This is a genomic window from uncultured Bradyrhizobium sp. (genome assembly GCF_936943645.1).
Taxonomy (GTDB): domain Bacteria; phylum Pseudomonadota; class Alphaproteobacteria; order Rhizobiales; family Xanthobacteraceae; genus Bradyrhizobium.
Genome location: NZ_CAKZJO010000084.1, coordinates 41,782 through 58,240, shown reverse-complemented (window position 1 = coordinate 58,240; position 16,459 = coordinate 41,782). Strand labels below are relative to the sequence as shown.

The 16,459-nt window shown below is 64.9% G+C and carries 13 protein-coding genes; 5 read left to right on the top strand and 8 right to left on the bottom strand.

Annotated elements, in window-relative coordinates; translation table 11 throughout:
- Position 1 precedes the first annotated feature (1 nt).
- From ccoN to Q0743_RS24330, 3 genes are all read right to left on the bottom strand, one after another.
- Entirely contained in the window at positions 2-1,651 is a 1,650-nt protein-coding gene (gene ccoN, locus Q0743_RS24340) for a cytochrome-c oxidase, cbb3-type subunit I (RefSeq protein ID WP_298244024.1), read from the bottom strand.
- A 223-nt stretch (positions 1,652-1,874) separates the two neighbouring features.
- Complete coding sequence (locus tag Q0743_RS24335; RefSeq protein ID WP_298244023.1) at positions 1,875-2,300, bottom strand: CBS domain-containing protein; 426 nt, start codon at positions 2,298-2,300, stop codon at positions 1,875-1,877.
- A 34-nt stretch (positions 2,301-2,334) separates the two neighbouring features.
- On the bottom strand, positions 2,335-3,168 hold the full coding sequence (locus Q0743_RS24330; RefSeq protein WP_298244022.1) for a universal stress protein: 834 nt from the start codon (positions 3,166-3,168) through the stop codon (positions 2,335-2,337).
- A 198-nt stretch (positions 3,169-3,366) separates the two neighbouring features.
- On the opposite strand from Q0743_RS24330, the gene fixL reads away from it, so the two are divergent.
- The 4 genes from fixL (at position 3,367) to Q0743_RS24310 (ending at position 6,908) form a co-directional block, all read left to right on the top strand.
- Complete coding sequence (fixL, locus tag Q0743_RS24325) at positions 3,367-4,884, top strand: sensor protein FixL (protein ID WP_298244021.1); 1,518 nt, start codon at positions 3,367-3,369, stop codon at positions 4,882-4,884.
- A gap of 17 nt (positions 4,885-4,901) precedes the next feature.
- Complete coding sequence (fixJ, locus tag Q0743_RS24320; RefSeq protein ID WP_298244020.1) at positions 4,902-5,519, top strand: response regulator FixJ; 618 nt, start codon at positions 4,902-4,904, stop codon at positions 5,517-5,519.
- 91 nt (positions 5,520-5,610) lie between these two features.
- Positions 5,611-6,024, top strand: coding sequence for a response regulator (locus Q0743_RS24315; protein WP_298244019.1), 414 nt, complete (start codon positions 5,611-5,613; stop codon positions 6,022-6,024).
- Between the two features lie 185 nt (positions 6,025-6,209).
- A complete protein-coding gene (locus Q0743_RS24310; RefSeq protein ID WP_298244018.1) occupies positions 6,210-6,908 on the top strand; it encodes a helix-turn-helix domain-containing protein in 699 nt (232 codons plus the stop codon).
- A gap of 61 nt (positions 6,909-6,969) precedes the next feature.
- Here the strand turns inward: Q0743_RS24310 and Q0743_RS24305 are convergent, their stop codons facing one another.
- From Q0743_RS24305 to Q0743_RS24290, 4 genes are read right to left on the bottom strand one after another with little or no spacing between them, the layout of a single operon-like run.
- Complete coding sequence (locus tag Q0743_RS24305) at positions 6,970-8,259, bottom strand: MFS transporter (protein WP_298244017.1); 1,290 nt, start codon at positions 8,257-8,259, stop codon at positions 6,970-6,972.
- A gap of 23 nt (positions 8,260-8,282) precedes the next feature.
- The gene (locus Q0743_RS24300; protein ID WP_298244016.1) at positions 8,283-8,804 is read right to left on the bottom strand and encodes a PRC-barrel domain-containing protein; all 522 of its coding nucleotides are present in this window, start codon (positions 8,802-8,804) and stop codon (positions 8,283-8,285) included.
- 20 nt (positions 8,805-8,824) lie between these two features.
- Positions 8,825-11,029, bottom strand: a complete 2,205-nt coding sequence (locus Q0743_RS24295) for an amylo-alpha-1,6-glucosidase (RefSeq protein ID WP_298244015.1) — start codon at positions 11,027-11,029, stop codon at positions 8,825-8,827.
- 60 nt (positions 11,030-11,089) lie between these two features.
- A complete protein-coding gene (locus Q0743_RS24290) occupies positions 11,090-12,853 on the bottom strand; it encodes an ABC transporter ATP-binding protein (protein WP_298244014.1) in 1,764 nt (587 codons plus the stop codon).
- Positions 12,854-13,125: 272 nt separating this feature from the next.
- Here Q0743_RS24290 and Q0743_RS24285 point away from each other — a divergent pair, with 272 nt between their 5' ends.
- Positions 13,126-14,196, top strand: coding sequence for a glycosyltransferase family 4 protein (locus Q0743_RS24285; RefSeq protein ID WP_298244013.1), 1,071 nt, complete (start codon positions 13,126-13,128; stop codon positions 14,194-14,196).
- Between the two features lie 210 nt (positions 14,197-14,406).
- Here the strand turns inward: Q0743_RS24285 and Q0743_RS24280 are convergent, their stop codons facing one another.
- Positions 14,407-16,335 (bottom strand): alkyl sulfatase dimerization domain-containing protein, encoded by a 1,929-nt coding sequence (locus Q0743_RS24280; RefSeq protein WP_298244012.1) that lies wholly within the window; start codon positions 16,333-16,335, stop codon positions 14,407-14,409.
- Positions 16,336-16,459: the final 124 nt, after the last annotated feature.

The following is a 16,459-nucleotide window of genomic DNA, read 5'->3' as shown; positions in this document are numbered from 1 at the left end:
CTCATTCCGCCGGCTGAAGAGCGACGGGCATCTGGACTTCCGCCTCGCCGACGCGAACCGTCATCCAGAGATTGTAGGCCATGATCAGCGCGCCGATCAGGAACAGGCCGCCGCCGGCCGCGCGGATGATGTAGAAGGGATGCATCGCCTCGACGGTTTCGATGAAGGAATATTCGAGGAAGCCGAGCGAGGTGTAGGCGCGCCACATCAGGCCCTGCAGGATGCCGGACACCCACATCGCCGAGATGTAGAGGACGATGCCGAGGGTCGCGACCCAGAAGTGCCAGTTGACGAGCTTCAGGCTGTAGAGGCCCTTGCGGTTCCAGGCCCACGGCACCAGGCAGTAGAGCGCGCCGAAGGAGACGAAGCCGACCCAGCCGAGCGCGCCGGAATGCACGTGGCCGATGGTCCAGTCGGTATAGTGGCTGAGCGAGTTGACCACCTTGATCGACATCATCGGGCCTTCGAAGGTCGACATGCCGTAGAAGGCGACGGAGACCACCAGCATGCGCAGCACGGGGTCGGTGCGCAGCTTGTCCCAGGCACCCGACAGCGTCATCAGGCCGTTGATCATGCCGCCCCAGGAGGGCATCCACAGCATGATCGAGAAGGTCATGCCGAGGGTCTGCGTCCAGTCCGGCAGCGCCGTGTAGTGCAGATGGTGCGGGCCGGCCCAGATGTAGAGGAAGATCAGCGCCCAGAAATGGATGATCGACAGCCGGTAGGAGTAGATCGGCCGCTCGGCGCGCTTCGGAATGAAGTAGTACATGATGGCGAGGAAGCCGGCGGTCAGGAAGAATCCGACCGCGTTATGGCCGTACCACCACTGCACCATCGCGTCCTGGATGCCGCCCCAGACGATGTACGATTTCGAGCCGAACACCGAGACGGGAAGCGCCGGATTGTTGCCGAGATGCAGCACCGCGATCGTCACGATGAACGCGAGATAGAACCAGTTCGCGACGAAGATATGCGGCTCCTTGCGCTTGATGATGGTGGCAAGGAAGACGAGCAGATAGGCGACCCAGACGATGGTCAGCCACAGATCGGCGTACCATTCCGGCTCGGCATATTCCTTCGACTGGGTGACACCGAGCAGATAGCCGGTGCCGGCGATCAGAATGAAGAAATTGTAGCCCACCACGACGAACCACGGGGCGAGATCACCGGCGAGGCGCGCGCGGCAGGACTTCTGCACCACGTAGAAGGAGGTCGCGATCAGCACGTTGCCGCCGAAGGCGAAGATCACGGCGGAGGTGTGCAGCGGCCGCAGGCGGCCGAACTGGATCCAGGGCAGATCGAAATTCAGCGCGGGCCAGGCCAGCTGCGAGGCGATGATGAGGCCGACGAGGAAGCCGGCAATGCCCCAGAACATGGCCATGAAGGAGGAGAACTTGATCGGGCCCATATTGTAGTTGGGGCGGCCGTTGATCTCCTGCGCCGGCAGCGCCGCCGGGCGATCGAGGTAGCGGTTGACGATGACGAACACCGCGGCAAGGCTCGCCGCCGCGCTGAGCGCGGCATGGAAGGCGAAGGGCGCATCCAGCGCCTTGGCCGAAGCGATCACGCAGAGGAAAGCGGTGACTGCGAACACGACAGCCAAGCCGCTTTCACCGATGGTCATGGATTTGGAAATGGAGGGCTGGCTCATGCGGATTCTCTCTGAAAGAACACAGCGCCAAGAACCACATTCACCCTCACCGGGAATTGATTGAAATCAAGAACGGCACTTAAGTTCGCCGTGACCGCCGAATATCTCGTCGGTTTCCTGCAAATTCTCGGCGCACAGGCAGGACGGTCGAACGTGACGCACAAGCGGAACGCCTCCGTACAATCACGGAGGCGCCAATGAACTCTCGATCAGGGATGGTCCCTCAGTCGCGCGCGGTCGCCTTCAGTGCCGCGATGACGTCCTCGCGGGCGATGATTCCGACCAGCTTCTGCGCGCTGTCGAGCACGATGATGCTCCTGATGCGATGCTCGACCATGATCTGGAGCACGCGCGTTAGGCGCGTGTCGGGGCTGACATAGATGAACTCGGGCGTCATGACGTCGCCGACCTTGCGGCTCATCAGGTCGTGATAGCGAGGCAGCATCTGGCTCGGCGTGAAGGCGAAGCACTTCAGGATGTCGAACTTGGTGACGATGCCGACCACCTGCCCGTCGTCCTCGACCGGATAGGAGTTGAAATCGTCGGTCTCGAACATCTCGCTGAGCTCGAGCAGGTCACGGTCACGCTGCACCGCTTTGACGTTGCGCGTCATGTAGCCGTCGACGGTCTGTTCGAGAAATTTGTACACGGCGCGTCCTCCTCAATTCGATTCCGGCCGGCCGTCAGTGCGACAGCAGCACGCTGCGGGCAGTCTGTGTGACCAGATACTGGGTGACGCCTCCCAGGATCAGCTCACGAAATCTCGAATGACCATAGGCGCCCGCCACGATCAGGCCGGCATCGACGTCGCCGGCGACTTTCTCCAGTTGCGCGGCGGCGCTCTCGTTCCGGGCGCCTTCGCAGATGCGCGCCGTCGCGGTGACACCGTGGCGGGCGAGCCAGGCGGCAACGTCGGTGACGCCTGCCGTCACGATCGCACGATCCTCGTCGCGCTCGGGAACGGCGGCGATGGTGACGTCCTTCGCCTTGCGCAGCATCGGCAGCGCATCGGCCACCGCCCGCCGCGCTTCCGGCGTGTCCTTCCACGCCACGAGCACGCTGCGCAGGTCGAGCCAGTTGACCCGGTCCGGGACGACCAGAAGCGGCCGGCCGGCCTGCATCACCAGATCCTTGGGGCTTGCGAGCGCGAACGCATCGGAGAAGGCCGGGCTCTGTCCGCCGCTGACGACGATGTCGGCGCAGCGCGCCTGCGCCAGAGCGAATCGCGCCGGAAAGTCCATGGCACTGCGCCACTCCGCATGCCCGCCGCGATTCCTGGTCGCGGCCCGGAATTGCGCCTCGAGGCCGGCCAGCCGCCGCTTGACCGAGGCTTCGCCCTCGTCGATCAGCGCTTGCGCCTCGGCGCCGTCGGTGAAATAGAGCGGCGGTGCGAACTGTGCCGCGGCGACCCCGACGATGGCCGCCTCGAATCGCTCGGCGAGCTCACCGGCAACCTGAAGACGCGCCTCGTTGAACTGATCGAGCGCCAGGCTGACCATCACCGTCGCGTATGTCATTGGAATTCTCCAGTGCAGAAACCTTGGTGAAATCTACGCCGGCCTCCGCACTTGGGGATGAGATAGATCAAGGAGGCCGCCGGTGCCCGGCTTGCCGTCAATCCGCAAGCGACGGAACTTGCCACCGGCCCGGCCTTGAGCGACATTAGGGGAGCGGTAACCGCGTCCGGAGCCACCGCATCAGGATAGGAGCATGATTTGTCGCCGACCCGCGTAACGCACCTGCATGACGATGGTCGGGGCGAGCGTTTTCGCGTTCGGATCGAAGGGTTTGGCGTCGGCACCTGGGATCTCGATCTCGCGACACAGGAGTTGGACTGGTCCGACACCGCCAGGGTTTTGCTCGGCGTTGAGCCCGGTCAGCCGGCGAGCTACGAGCTCTTCCTGTCGCGCCTTCAACCTGCGGACAGGGAGCGGGTCGAGAGCGCGGTCAAGCGCGTCTCCGAGCGTGGTGGCAGCTTCGACGTATCTTTCAGGGTGGCGAACGCCTCCGGCAACGGGCAGTGGATCCGCGCCCGAGCCGGGCTCATCAGGGACGAAGCCGGCGCGGCCCGTCATCTCAGCGGCATCTTTCTCGACATCGACGAGGAGAAGCAGGTCGAGGAGGCACTACGCACCCGTGAAACCCACCTCCGCTCCATTCTCCACACCATTCCCGACGCCATGATCGTGATCGACGGCCACGGCATCATGCAGCTTTTCAGCACGGCCGCGGAGCGCCTGTTCGGCTGGTCCGAGCACGAGGCGATCGGGCAGAATGTCAACATTCTGATGCCGGAGCCGGATCGCACCCGCCACGACGGCTACATCGACCGCTACCGCACCACCAACGATCCGCACATCATCGGCATCGGCCGTATCGTCACCGGCAAGCGCCGCGACGGCACGACTTTTCCAATGCACCTGTCGATCGGCGAGATGGAATCCGGCGGCGAGCCCTATTTCACGGGCTTCGTGCGCGATCTCACCGAGCACCAGCAGACCCAGGCCCGGCTCCAGGAATTGCAGTCCGAGCTCGTCCACGTCTCGCGGCTGACCGCGATGGGCGAGATGGCCTCCGCGCTCGCCCACGAGCTCAACCAGCCGCTGGCCGCGATCAGCAACTACATGAAGGGCTCGCGGCGGCTGCTCGCCGGCAGCACGGACGCGAACACGCCGAAGATCGAGAGCGCGCTGGATCGCGCGGCGGAGCAGGCCTTGCGCGCCGGCCAGATCATCCGGCGCCTGCGCGACTTCGTCTCCCGCGGCGAATCGGAGAAGCGGGTCGAGAGCCTGTCCAAGCTAATCGAGGAAGCCGGCGCGCTCGGGCTCGCCGGCGCGCGTGAGCAGAACGTGCAGCTTCGCTTCAGCCTCGATCCCGACGCAGACCTCGTCCTCGCCGACCGGGTGCAGATCCAGCAGGTGCTGGTCAATCTGTTCCGCAACGCGCTGGAGGCGATGGCGCAATCGCCGCGCCGCGAGCTCGTCGTCGCCAACACCCGTGTCGCCGACGACATGATCGAGGTGGAAGTGTCGGACACCGGCTCCGGCTTCCAGGACGACATCATTCCGAACCTGTTTCAAACCTTCTTCACCACCAAGGAAACCGGCATGGGCGTGGGATTGTCCATCAGCCGCTCGATCATCGAGGCTCACGGCGGGCGCATGTGGGCCGAGAACAATGCATCGGGCGGCGCGACATTCCGCTTCACTTTGCCGGCGACCGACGAGAACTGACCGACGAGAACCAATTCATGACGACCAAGGGACATGTCTACGTCATCGACGACGACGCGGCGATGCGGGATTCGCTGAATTTCCTGCTCGATTCCAGCGGCTTCGGCGTCACGTTGTTCGACAATGCGCAGAGCTTCATCGACGCCCTGCCCGGCCTCGGCTTCGGTTGCGTCGTCTCCGACGTGCGCATGCCGGGACTCGACGGAATCGAGCTGCTCAAGCGGATGAAGGCGCAGCAAAGCCCGTTTCCGATCCTGATCATGACCGGCCACGGCGACGTGCCGCTCGCGGTCGAGGCCATGAAGCTCGGGGCCGTCGACTTTCTGGAAAAGCCGTTCGATGACGACCGCCTCACCGCCATGATCGAATCCGCGATCCGCCAGGCCGAGCCCGCCGCCAAGAGCGAGGCCGTCGCGCAGGACATCGCCGCCCGGGTGGCCTCCTTGAGCCCCCGGGAGCGCCAGGTCATGGAAGGGCTGGTCGCAGGCCTGTCCAACAAGCTGATCGCCCGCGAATACGACATCAGCCCGCGCACCATCGAGGTCTATCGGGCCAACGTCATGACCAAGATGCAGGCCAACAGCCTGTCGGAGCTGGTCCGGCTGGCGATGCGCGCCGGCATGCTCAACGACTGAGAGGTCGATCGGTTTTGCGCCCAATCGGTTTTGGGCAAATCGAATTGAGGCAGGTCAAGGCCGCTCCCGGGCGCTGTGCTAGCCAAGTGGTATGATCGAGGTCGGTTCACATCATGAGCGGCCGTCGTCCTCAGCGCTCCCCACCGTCTATGTGGTCGATGATGATGCCGCCGTTCTGGGCTCCCTGCGGTTTCTGCTGGAAACCGACGGCTTTGCCGTGCGGACTTTCAGGAGCGGCACCGCGCTGCTCAATGCGGGCGGCGCGCGCGGAGCGGACTGCTACGTCATCGACTACAAGATGCCCGACATCAACGGCATCGAGCTGGCCAGCCGCCTGCGCCAGGCCGATCGCGGCACACCCGTGATCCTGATCACCGGCTATCCGGACGAAAACATTTCGGCCCGGGCTGCCGCAGCTGGCGTCAAGGACGTGGTCTTGAAGCCGCTCCTGGACGAAAATCTGGTCAAGCGCATCCGCCGGGCCATCCAGGATCGCCCCAGCTAATTATTTGATAAAACTTGGTTTTTATGAAGGTCGCGGGACGCATTCAACGCGCGCGGCCGAGCGGATCCGGACCGGAAGATCACCTCCGGACATCTACGTAAGGCGACCCCCTTAAGATATCGCTCGAAATTTTCGAAGCCCCCGATACCGCGTACCAAAGCGTCATCACAACGGAGATGGCGCAGATGCTGACCCAGACGATCAACACCCAGGCGATCAACACCCAGATTGTTGGCAAGATTGCCCCTGCCCATCCCGTCACCGACCAGTTCGGCGCCATCACCGGCCACGTCGGTCTGGTCGCCACCGAATTCTCCTACCGCAAGGACGAGGAGATCTACGGCGAAGACGAGCCGGCCGAGTATGTCTACCAGGTCGTGTCGGGTGCAGTGAGCAGCTACAAGCTGCTCTCCGACGGCCGCCGCCAGATCGGCGCCTTCCATCTTCCCGGCGACGTGTTCGGCCTCGAATCCGGTCCTGCTCACCGCCTTGCAGCCGAAGCCATCATCGACACCACCGTCCGTCTCGTGAAGCGCGCCAGCCTCGAGAAGGCCGCCGGCACTGACGTCCAGGTCGCCCGCAAGCTCTGGGCGATGACCGCCTCCGAGCTGCGCCATGCCGAGGACCACATGCTGCTGCTGGGTCGCAAGACCGCGATGGAGCGCGTTGCGACCTTCCTGCTCGAAATGGACCGTCGCCTCGCCGTTGCCGGCATGATGGCCCTGCCGATGTGCCGCCGCGACATCGGCGACTATCTCGGCCTTACGCTCGAAACCGTGTCGCGCGCGCTGTCGCAGCTTCACGCCCAGGGCATTCTCGGTTTCTCAGGCGCCCGCCAGATCGTGCTGCGCAATCGCCAGCGCCTGCAGCATCTCGACGCCTGATCGGTTTCTCCCCCGTGACTTGGCCGGCCGAACTCGCTTCGGCCGGCTTTTTCTTTTGCGGCTATCGCACCGTGCGCCGCGTCTCCGGCATCACGAAGAGAATCAGCAGGAGCCCGGTCGCGGCAACGCCGGACAACCCGATGAAGGCGGTCGCGTTGCCGAACTTGTCGCTGACATAGCCGCCGAGCACCGTGCTCAGCGACGCGCCGATGCCGGTCGCAGTACCGACGATGCCCTGTGCCAGGTTGAAATGTCCGCTGCCGAAAGCAACGTCGGCGACGATCAGCGGGATCATGACCGCGAACACCGCAGCCGTGATGCCGTCGAACAGCTGGACCGCGACCAGCAGATACGGATCGCGCACGGTCGCAAACAACAGGCCGCGAATCGCCAGAGCGCCGAACCCGATCAGCAGCAGCGGCCGGCGGCCCCATGCCTGCGCCTTGCGGCCGACCGCCGGCGACAGCAGCGCCACGATCGCCTGGGGGACGACGATGCAGAAGGCGACGAGCACCGTCGCCCATTGGGCCGACCGCGCCGTCACGGCGCTTGCCATCAACGGCATCATCGAAGCGTTCGCGAGCTGCAGCAGCAGCACGCTGAGCGCGAAGACGATCAGCGGACGCTGCCGGACCAAGTGCCAGATATTGGTGTCGCCGCGCTCGGCCGCTTCAGGCGGCATCTCGCCGTGACACCGCCTGATGTCGACCTCGTTCTCGCGGATGCGCGAGAGCGCGAGCAGGGTTGGAATCGCGAGCAGGAAGGTGACCAGGAAAACCGAGCGGCTCGACAGGAGATAGCCCGCGGTACCCATCACCGCCGCCGCGACGCCGTTGCCGAGGGAGGCGAAGCGCGCGTTGCGGCCGAGCCGCTCGCCGATCGCGAGCGGGCCGACCAGGCCGAGGCTGATCGCCGCAATTGCCGGCCCCAGCACGCAGCTCGCCGCCGCGTGCAAGGTGGCCGCGGCCACCACGACGGGGAAGATCGGCATCGCGGCATAGGCCAGCGCGCAAGCCCCGATGGTCGCGATGGCGAGGGCGGCGACCAGGCGCTCCGATTTCGCGGCATCGATGATCGCGCCGCCCGGCATCTGCCCGATCAGGGCGACGATGCCGCCGATCGACAGCACGAGACCGATCTCGACCTGGGTCCATTTCTGGGTGGTGAGATAGACCGCGATGAAGGGGCCGAATCCGGTCTGCACGTCGGCGAGGAAGAAGATGAACCAATCGAGGCCGCGCAAGCTCTGGCGCGACGGCGCCGGAATGCCGGCGGCCGGTGGCGCGGCGACGTCGTCCTGTTCAACGCGGCCTTCGCGATCTGCATGGTTCGGCTTCCTCGACAACAGCACAGGCGGTCACCCCTCCCTGCACCTCACTGGATCGCTTGCAGCGGTTGAAGGCTGCCGGACGCGCCCAGCACGACGATCGGCGTGTCTTCCTTGTATTCCGGCGCGGCCGCCACCTGCGCCTTGGTCAGTTCCAGCGTGATGCTGTCCTTCTTGTTGGCGATCTTGCCGAAGCGCAGCGCGTTCCAATCCACCACGATCTTGCGGCTGCCGACGCCGAGAAACCCGCCGAAATCGATCGCCGCGGCGCGGACATGGCCGGTGCGATCGACGATGACGTCGACGATGCGGCCCATGTCCTCGCCGGCGGCGCTGCGCACGTCGCGGCCGAGCACGCCATGGGCCTCGCTCGCGCCGATGATGGTCACCGACGGCGGAGGGGCCGCATCCTTCGGCGTGACCGTAACGGCCGAGGCCGGCGGCTGGCCCGTCGCCGGCGCATTCGCCTCGGTCTGGCTCACGGGCTGATCCTCCGCGGCATCTGATGACGCAATCGCAAGGCCCGCAACGAAGGCCGCCCCCAGTAGCAATGCTCGGATCGCACGCATGACACCCTCCTTGCGCGCCGCTAGCGCGCCAGCACGATCGAGACCTGGATCTGGCCGCGTGTGCGCAACACCTCCAGCGCCACGTCGTCGCCGTGACGACTGACGCGAAGATCGACGCTGGATTCGCCGAGGCGCAGATCGCGCAGGATCACCTCGTTGAGGAACGCCGGCAGATGCGGGTTGCGCAGGCGAATCTCGCCGCGCGCCACGTCGAACTCGAGGCCGAGCGCCGCTTCCAGCAGCGTGAACGGCGTCGCGCTGGCCCAGGCCTGCGGCGCGCAGGCGACCGGATAGAGCGTCGGGCCGCGCCGTTTCTCGCGCCGGAAGCCGCAGAACAATTCGGGCAGCCGGCGCAGATCCATGTAGGTCGCCGCGTCGAACAGTCCCTTGAAGACATGCGCCACCGAATGCTTGAGACCGTAGCGCGCGAGCCCGAGCGCGATCAGCGCGTTGTCGTGCGGCCAGATCGACCCGTCATGATAGGACATCGGGTTGTAGCGCACCTCGCCGACGGCGACCGTACGGATACCCCAGCCCGAAAAGAAATGCGGCCGCATCAGGTCGGCGGCGACGAGGCGGGCGCGGTCGTCGCGGATCATCCCGCTGAACAGCACCTGACCGGCGTTCGAGGTCCGCACCTTGCATGGCCGTTTCTTGCCGTCGAGGGCGAGCGCGTAGCTGCCGAGCTCCTCGCACCAGAACGCCTTCTCGAAGCGCTCGGCCAGCGCCCTGGCGTCGGCCTCGAGCTTGCGCACGCGGTCCGGCTTGCCGAGCCGCAAGGCGCAACGCGCCGCGAGCTGCTTGGCGGCGTAGACATAGCCCTGGACCTCGGCGAGCGCGATATTGCCCTCGGCGAGCTTGCCGTCGGCGTGGAAGATCGCGTCATACGAATCCTTCCAGCCCTGGTTGGCGAGGCCCTTCTCGGTCGCGCGCTGATATTCGACGAAGCCGTCCTGATCGGGATCGCCGGGACCGTCGATCCAGGCCAGCCCCGCCTCGATCGCCGGCCACAGCTCCATCAGGGTCTTCTCGTCGCCGGTGCGTTCGAAATAGCTTCCTGCGAGCAGCACGAATAGCGCGGTCGAGTCGACGCTGCCGTAATATTGCGCGAACGGCACCTCGCGCAGCGCCGCCATCTCGCCGCCGCGCATCTCATGCAGGATCTTGCCCGGCGCGGCATCGGCGAGCGGATCCGCCGCTTGGGCCTGGAAATGTGCGAGGCGCCTGAGCACGCCCTTGGCGACGCGCGGATCGACCCACAGCATCTGCAGCGCGGTGATCAGGCCGTCGCGGCCGAACGTCGTAGAGTACCAGGGAATGCCGGCATAGGGGTAACGCCCCTGCGGCGTCTCCGTCGTCAGCATGTTGAGGTCGGCCATGGCCTGGCACAGCACCTCGTTGAAGATGTTGTTGGAGGTCTCGATGCTGGCAGCGCCCATCGTGGACTGGCGCATCTCGCGGCGATGGGCGAGCAGGCCCCGGAAGAAGCGCGCCGGCTTCTCGCCGGCCGGCCGGTTGCACGACACGGCCACGAACAGAGATTTCGATTCATGCGGATCCAGCTCGAGCTGCCAGGTCGCGGCATTGACCGACAGTCGTGTCGGACGCGGATCGAAATGCAGGCCCGTCGTGCGCTCGACGTCATCGAGGCCGCGATATTCGAACAGCACGTCGGTCGGCCCGAGCAGCTTGCTCGTGCCTGCCCCGCGGCGCGGGCGCCGTTCGCCGCGAACCTCGAACAGATCGGCAAAATCGTTGTCGAACAGCAACGTCAGCTCGAAGCTGGCCCGCCCGTCGCCGTGGTTCTGCACGCCGATGCGCTGATAGGCGGTGCCACGCCAAAGGAAGATCGTGCGCACGATGTGCAACAGATCCTTCTGGAAGACGAGACGGCCCTGACGGTAGATGTCCGGATTGGTCAGATCGACGGTCAGCGCCGAATTGTCGTCCCGCAGATTGGAGCCGAGCAGCAGCGGCTGGAGATCGTCGAGCACGAGCTCCAGCCGCGCCAGATAGCGCGTGTCGTAGTGGAACAGACCGTCCGGCCCGCCGGCGGAGGCGCCGATGTCGCCATGGCTGTCGAGCACGATGAACATGTCGTCGTGCTTGAGCGATCGCCGCGGCCGGGCCGACGGCCCGGTCATCGGAATGTAGAAGGGTTGCTCCGCGACCTGCTCGGAGGTCCGCGGCACAGAGACGAGTTGGGTTACGGCTTCGGCCGACATGAGCTGCTCCCCTGCGCTTGTTCCTGGAAACGCGACCGACTCGAGAACGCGACTGTTGGTTTACGCGGCGGCTTGCGCGAGGCGGCTCATTTCCTGAGTCACCAGCTCACGATACGGCCCGTGACCCTGCATCAGGCGTTCGGGCGAGCCGTCTTCGATGATCTTACCATTCCTGAGCACCAACACGCGGTCGAAATTGCGCAGCGTTGCCAGCCGATGCGCAATCGCGATCACGGTGCGGCCGCGCATCAGGCGCGACAACGCTTCGCGGATCGCCTCCTCGGACTCGCTGTCGAGCGCAGCGGTCGCCTCGTCCAGTAACAGGATCGGCGCGTCCTTCAGGAAGGCGCGCGCGATCGCGATGCGCTGGCGCTGGCCGCCGGACATCTTGACGCCGCGGTCGCCGACCATGGTGTCGAGACCCTCGGGCAGGCTCTCGACGAAATCGCAACGCGCTGCGATCGCCGCGCGCAGCACCTCGTCGTCGGTCGCGTTCGGGCGCCCATAGCGGATGTTCTCGCGAATCGAGCGGTGGAACAGCGAGATGTCCTGCGGCACCACGGAGATCGCCTCACGCAGGCTCTGCTGGGTCACCATCGAGATATCCTGGCCGTCGACGGTGATGCTGCCCTCGTCGGCATCGTAGAAGCGCTGCAGAAGCGTGAACAGCGTGGACTTACCGCCGCCGGACTGGCCGACCAGGCCGACGCGCTGGCCGGGCTGTAGTCGCAGGCTGAAGCGCTCGAAAATCTTGTCGCCGCCGGGATAGCCGAAGGTGACGTTGTTGAATGCGATCGCCGCACCGCTCTTCACCAGCGGCTCGGCCTCGGGGTGATCGCGCAGCTCGTGGGGCACCAGCAGCGTGGCGATCGCCTCGGTCAGCCGTGCGACATGCTGGGTGACGTCGACCAGCGCGACCGCGAGATCGCGGGTCGCACTCAGGATGGAGATGCCGAGGGTGCAGACCAGCACGACGTCGCCGGTGGTCGCTTCGCCCTTCTGCCAGAGTGTGACGGCCCAGGCCATCAGCGCGATCGTCAGAAGCACCGTCACGGCGGCATGCAGCAGCCGCAGCTTTTCCAGATAACGCAGGCTGCGGCTTCGCGCGGTCAGCTCGCGGTTCACCGTTGCGTCGAACCGCTCGTGCTCGTGGCCGATGCCGCAGAAGGCACGGACCAGCGGCATGTTGCTGATGACGTCGATCATCTCGCCGTCCACCGCCGCGGCCTTGTCGGCAAAATCATCGTGAAGCGGCTTGCCGGCAGCGGCGAGGTGGAACATCGCGATCACCATGCCGCCCGCGATCACTGACAGGCCGAGCGCCATATAGGGACTGACGGTTCCAATCAAGGCGATTGCCGCAATTGTGGCAATGCAAGGCGGCAACACATTCCAGACGAACATGTTCTCGACCGTGAACACCGCGTTCGATGTCGCCGTGATGCGGCTCGTCAGCATTCCCGGCATCCGGTCCGAGAAGTAACTCGGCGCGTGACCGGTCAGATGACGAAATATGTCACGCCGTAAATCACCCGTGACCCGAACAAAGGTGAAGCTCGCTGTCCAGCTTGCGATGCGCCAGAGAAAATTGTCGGCAGCGATGAGTGACATGAGCAGAATGAATGCCAGCCATACGCCTCCGGCTTGCGAAGGGCCCGCAGACAAGGCGTCGACCAGGGATTTCACCCCATACTGCGTGCCTACAGAGCAGGCAACCGCTGCAACGACAGCGGTCAGGATCACGACATGCGATGCCATTCGCATCCGAAGATAGCGCAAGACAAAGGCAAATGGCCTGCGCGCGTATCCAGAAAGATGATCCATATGGCTATCGCCCCGTTATGTTGGTCTTTGCTTTGTTGCTGATCGACTGAACATCGACCAGTTCGCCTCGGTTCCCGGCCGAGTGATCACGACACGCAGATGCGGACGATGTGAGAAGAGGTGATGGCATCATCGCGGCCACGCCACAGTGTGTCGAAGAAGTAACGTTCGAAGGACGGAACTTCGCAAATGCGAGAACGTTCCCAGTTCGGCATGCCGGTGCCGAGACACGGCGGGGGCTTTAACTCCATGATCGCAGAGGAGATGGTGAGATGCGCATCGCGCAGATAGCTCCGTTGACGGAGGCTGTTCCACCCAAGCTTTATGGCGGCACCGAGCGGGTGGTGCACTGGCTGACGGAAGAATTGGTAGCCTTAGGTCACGACGTGACACTATTCGCCAGCGGTGACTCGCAGACATCGGCGAGGCTGGATGCGCTATGGCCGAAGGCGCTTCGCCTCGACGGTTCTGTGCGTGATCCCAACGCGCTGCACATGGTGCTGCTGGAGCGCGTGCGGCAAAAGTGTGACGACGAGGAGTTCGACTTTCTCCACTTCCATCTCGACTATTATCCCTGGTCGCTGTTCCACCGGCAGCCGACCCCGTTCTTGACCACGCTGCACGGCCGGCTCGATCTGCCGGAGCATCAGCCGGTCTTCAACACCTTCTCCAAGATGCCGGTCATCTCGATCTCGAACGCGCAAAGGCGGCCGGTGCCGCAGGCGAACTGGGTCCAGACGATCTATCACGGCCTGCCGGAGAACCTGCTGACGCCGAAGCCGGCGAAGCAGGAGTACCTCGCCGTGCTCGGCCGCATCGCGCCCGAGAAGGGCGTCGACCGCGCCATCAAGATCGCGTCCCATTGCGGCATTCCGCTGAAGATTGCGGCCAAGGTCGATCGCGCCGACCAGGATTACTACGACGAGCTGATCCGTCCGATGATCGAGAACAATCCGTTGGTGGATTTCATCGGCGAGATCAGCGATCACGAGAAATCGGATTTCCTCAGCGGTGCGCTCGGGCTTCTGCTGCCGATCGACTGGCCGGAGCCGTTCGGCCTCGTGATGATCGAGGCCATGGCGTGCGGAACGCCGGTCGTCGCCTTCAACCGCGGCTCGGTGCCTGAGATCATCGACGAAGGCCTGACCGGCTTCGTGGTCGAGGACGTGCTCAGCGCAGCCGGCGTCGTCGGCCGCCTCGCGCAGCTCGACCGCGCCGCAATCCGCAAACAGTTCGAGACGCGCTTCACCGCGCGGCGCATGGCGCTGGACTATCTCGCGGCCTACCGCAGCCTCGCCGAGGAAAAGGCGCCGCGGATCAAGCTGGTGAGCAGCGCGGAGTAAGGGCTGCGATCCAACGGTATCGCAGACCAACCAACAGTGTCGTCCCGGACAAGCGCGCGCCGATCCGGGACCCATACTCCGCAGCATTGGTTTTGCGAAGGCTTGGAGTTAAGAGCTCGCGCCTAAACCTCTCCCTGTGGTTATGGGTCCCGGGTTCGCGCTACGCGCGCCCCGGGACGACAGCGGAGTATGACGCGCGGTCAGCGTTTTCTACTTCACCACCGCCCGCTTCGGCTCCACGATCTCGAACATCCGCGGAAACTCGTCCATCAGGCCCATCAGTTCGGCAAGCTTCATCGGGTTGCCCGACAGCTTGACCTTGCCGGCGGCGACGGCCTCCGGGAAGCTCGTCAGCTTCGCGATGACCTCATCGAGCGTGGTGCGCGCAAGCGTGAAGCTGGCGTCGGCGCCTTCCGCCTGCACGCCCTCGGTATACGTGAGCGCGCAGTTCTCGAGGTTGAGCACGAAGCTCTCGCCGGTGTCGGAAAAGCGCCAGTTCAGGACGATATGCTTGCCTTCCGCCTTGGGGCCGTTGAGGCGAATGCCCAGCACGTCCCAGAGCTGGGAGGTGCGCAGCGCCGCCAGCGTCTCCCGCGGCATCGGCGGTCGGGCCGGCACCTTCGGCATGCCCTGGCGCAATTCCTGCGCACCGAACAGATAGGCATTGCGCCAGGTCGCACTCTCGGCGGCGTAGCCGAGCTGCTCCAGCGTGTCGGCGAGCAAACCGCGGGCCGCCGCATGATCAGGTTCGGCGAAGACAAGATGACTGAGCGCCTGCGCAACGAAGCGAAACTCCCCCTTGTCGAAATCGGTGCGCGCCCGCGCCAGGATCGCGTCCGCGCCGCCCATGTACTCGACATATTTCCTGCCGGACTCGACCGGCGGCAACGGATCGAGATTGACGGGGTTGGCGTCATACCAGCCGAGATATTTCTGGTAGATCGCCTTCACATTGTGCCTGATGTGGCCGTAATAGCCACGTCCATGCCAGGCGCCTTCCAGGCTGTTCGGCAGCCGGATGGTCTCGGCGATCTCGGCCGCGGTGAGACCGTGGTTCATCAGGCGGATGGTCTGGTCGTGCGCGAATTTGTAGAGGTCGCGCTGCTGGCGGATCATCGTGCCGATGCGCTCGCGTCCCCACACCGGCCAGTGATGCTGGCCGCACATCGCCTCCGCCTTGCCGTCCCAGAGCTGCAATGCCTCGCCGAGATATTTCGACCACGCCAGCGCATCGCGCACATCGGCACCGCGGAACGGCAGCAGATTGTGGAAATTGTGCGTGCAGTTCTCGGCGAGGTTCAACAGCTTGTAGCGCGGGATGAAAAAGTGCATCTCCGCCGGCGCTTCGCTGTTCGGCGCCATTTGGAATTCGAATTCGACGCCGTCGATGACGCGCTTATCGCCCGTCGCCATGATCAGATCGGTCGGGCGCAGCAGCGCAACCGATCCTGCCGCCATCGACTTGCCGAGCCCGCAATCGACCTGCCCCCGCGGACCCTTGGCGAGCAGCGGCCCGAACTGATACTGCGCCCGGCGCAGCATGGCCGGTCCCGCAATGATGTTCTCGGAGACCGCATGCTCCATGAACAGATTCGGCGCGATGATGGGCACGCGGCCGGTCGCCAGCGCATCCTCCTCCAGCACGCCGCGCGCGCCGCCCCAATGGTCGGTGTGGGTGTGCGTGAAGATGACGGCCGCAACCGGCTTCAGGCCGCGGTGCTTGAAGTAGAGATCGAGTGCAGCCCGTGCCCCCTCGATCGAGGTCAGGGTGTCGACGACGATGACGCTGTTGTCGCCCTCGATCAGCGTCATGTTGGCGATGTCGAGCCCGCGCACCTGGTAGACGCCGGGCACGACCTCGAACAGGCCATGCTGCATGTTCAGCCGCGACTGCCGCCACAGGCTCGGATTGACCGTCGGCGGCGCCTGTTCGGCCGACAGGAAGCCGTAGGGCTCGAGGCTCCAGACCGTCCGCCCCTGCGGATTTGATATCTTCGCGTGCTCGATCGTGCCGAGAAAGCCGCGCGCGGCATCGTCGAAATCCCGCCTGTCGGAAAACGGCAGCGCGTTCAGCATCGCCGCCTGCTGCGCGATGACGGACGGCGTCGCGTCCTTCGGCTCGCTGGAAATCTCGGTCATCGGCTGGCTCCTTCCCTGCTCTGGTTGGAACCATCTAAGCGCATCTGATAGTGGATTGCCATTGTCGAGGGAGCAGCGCAGACGCCCGCCCTCCCCCGCGAGGGGAGAGGGTGCATCGTTCCTG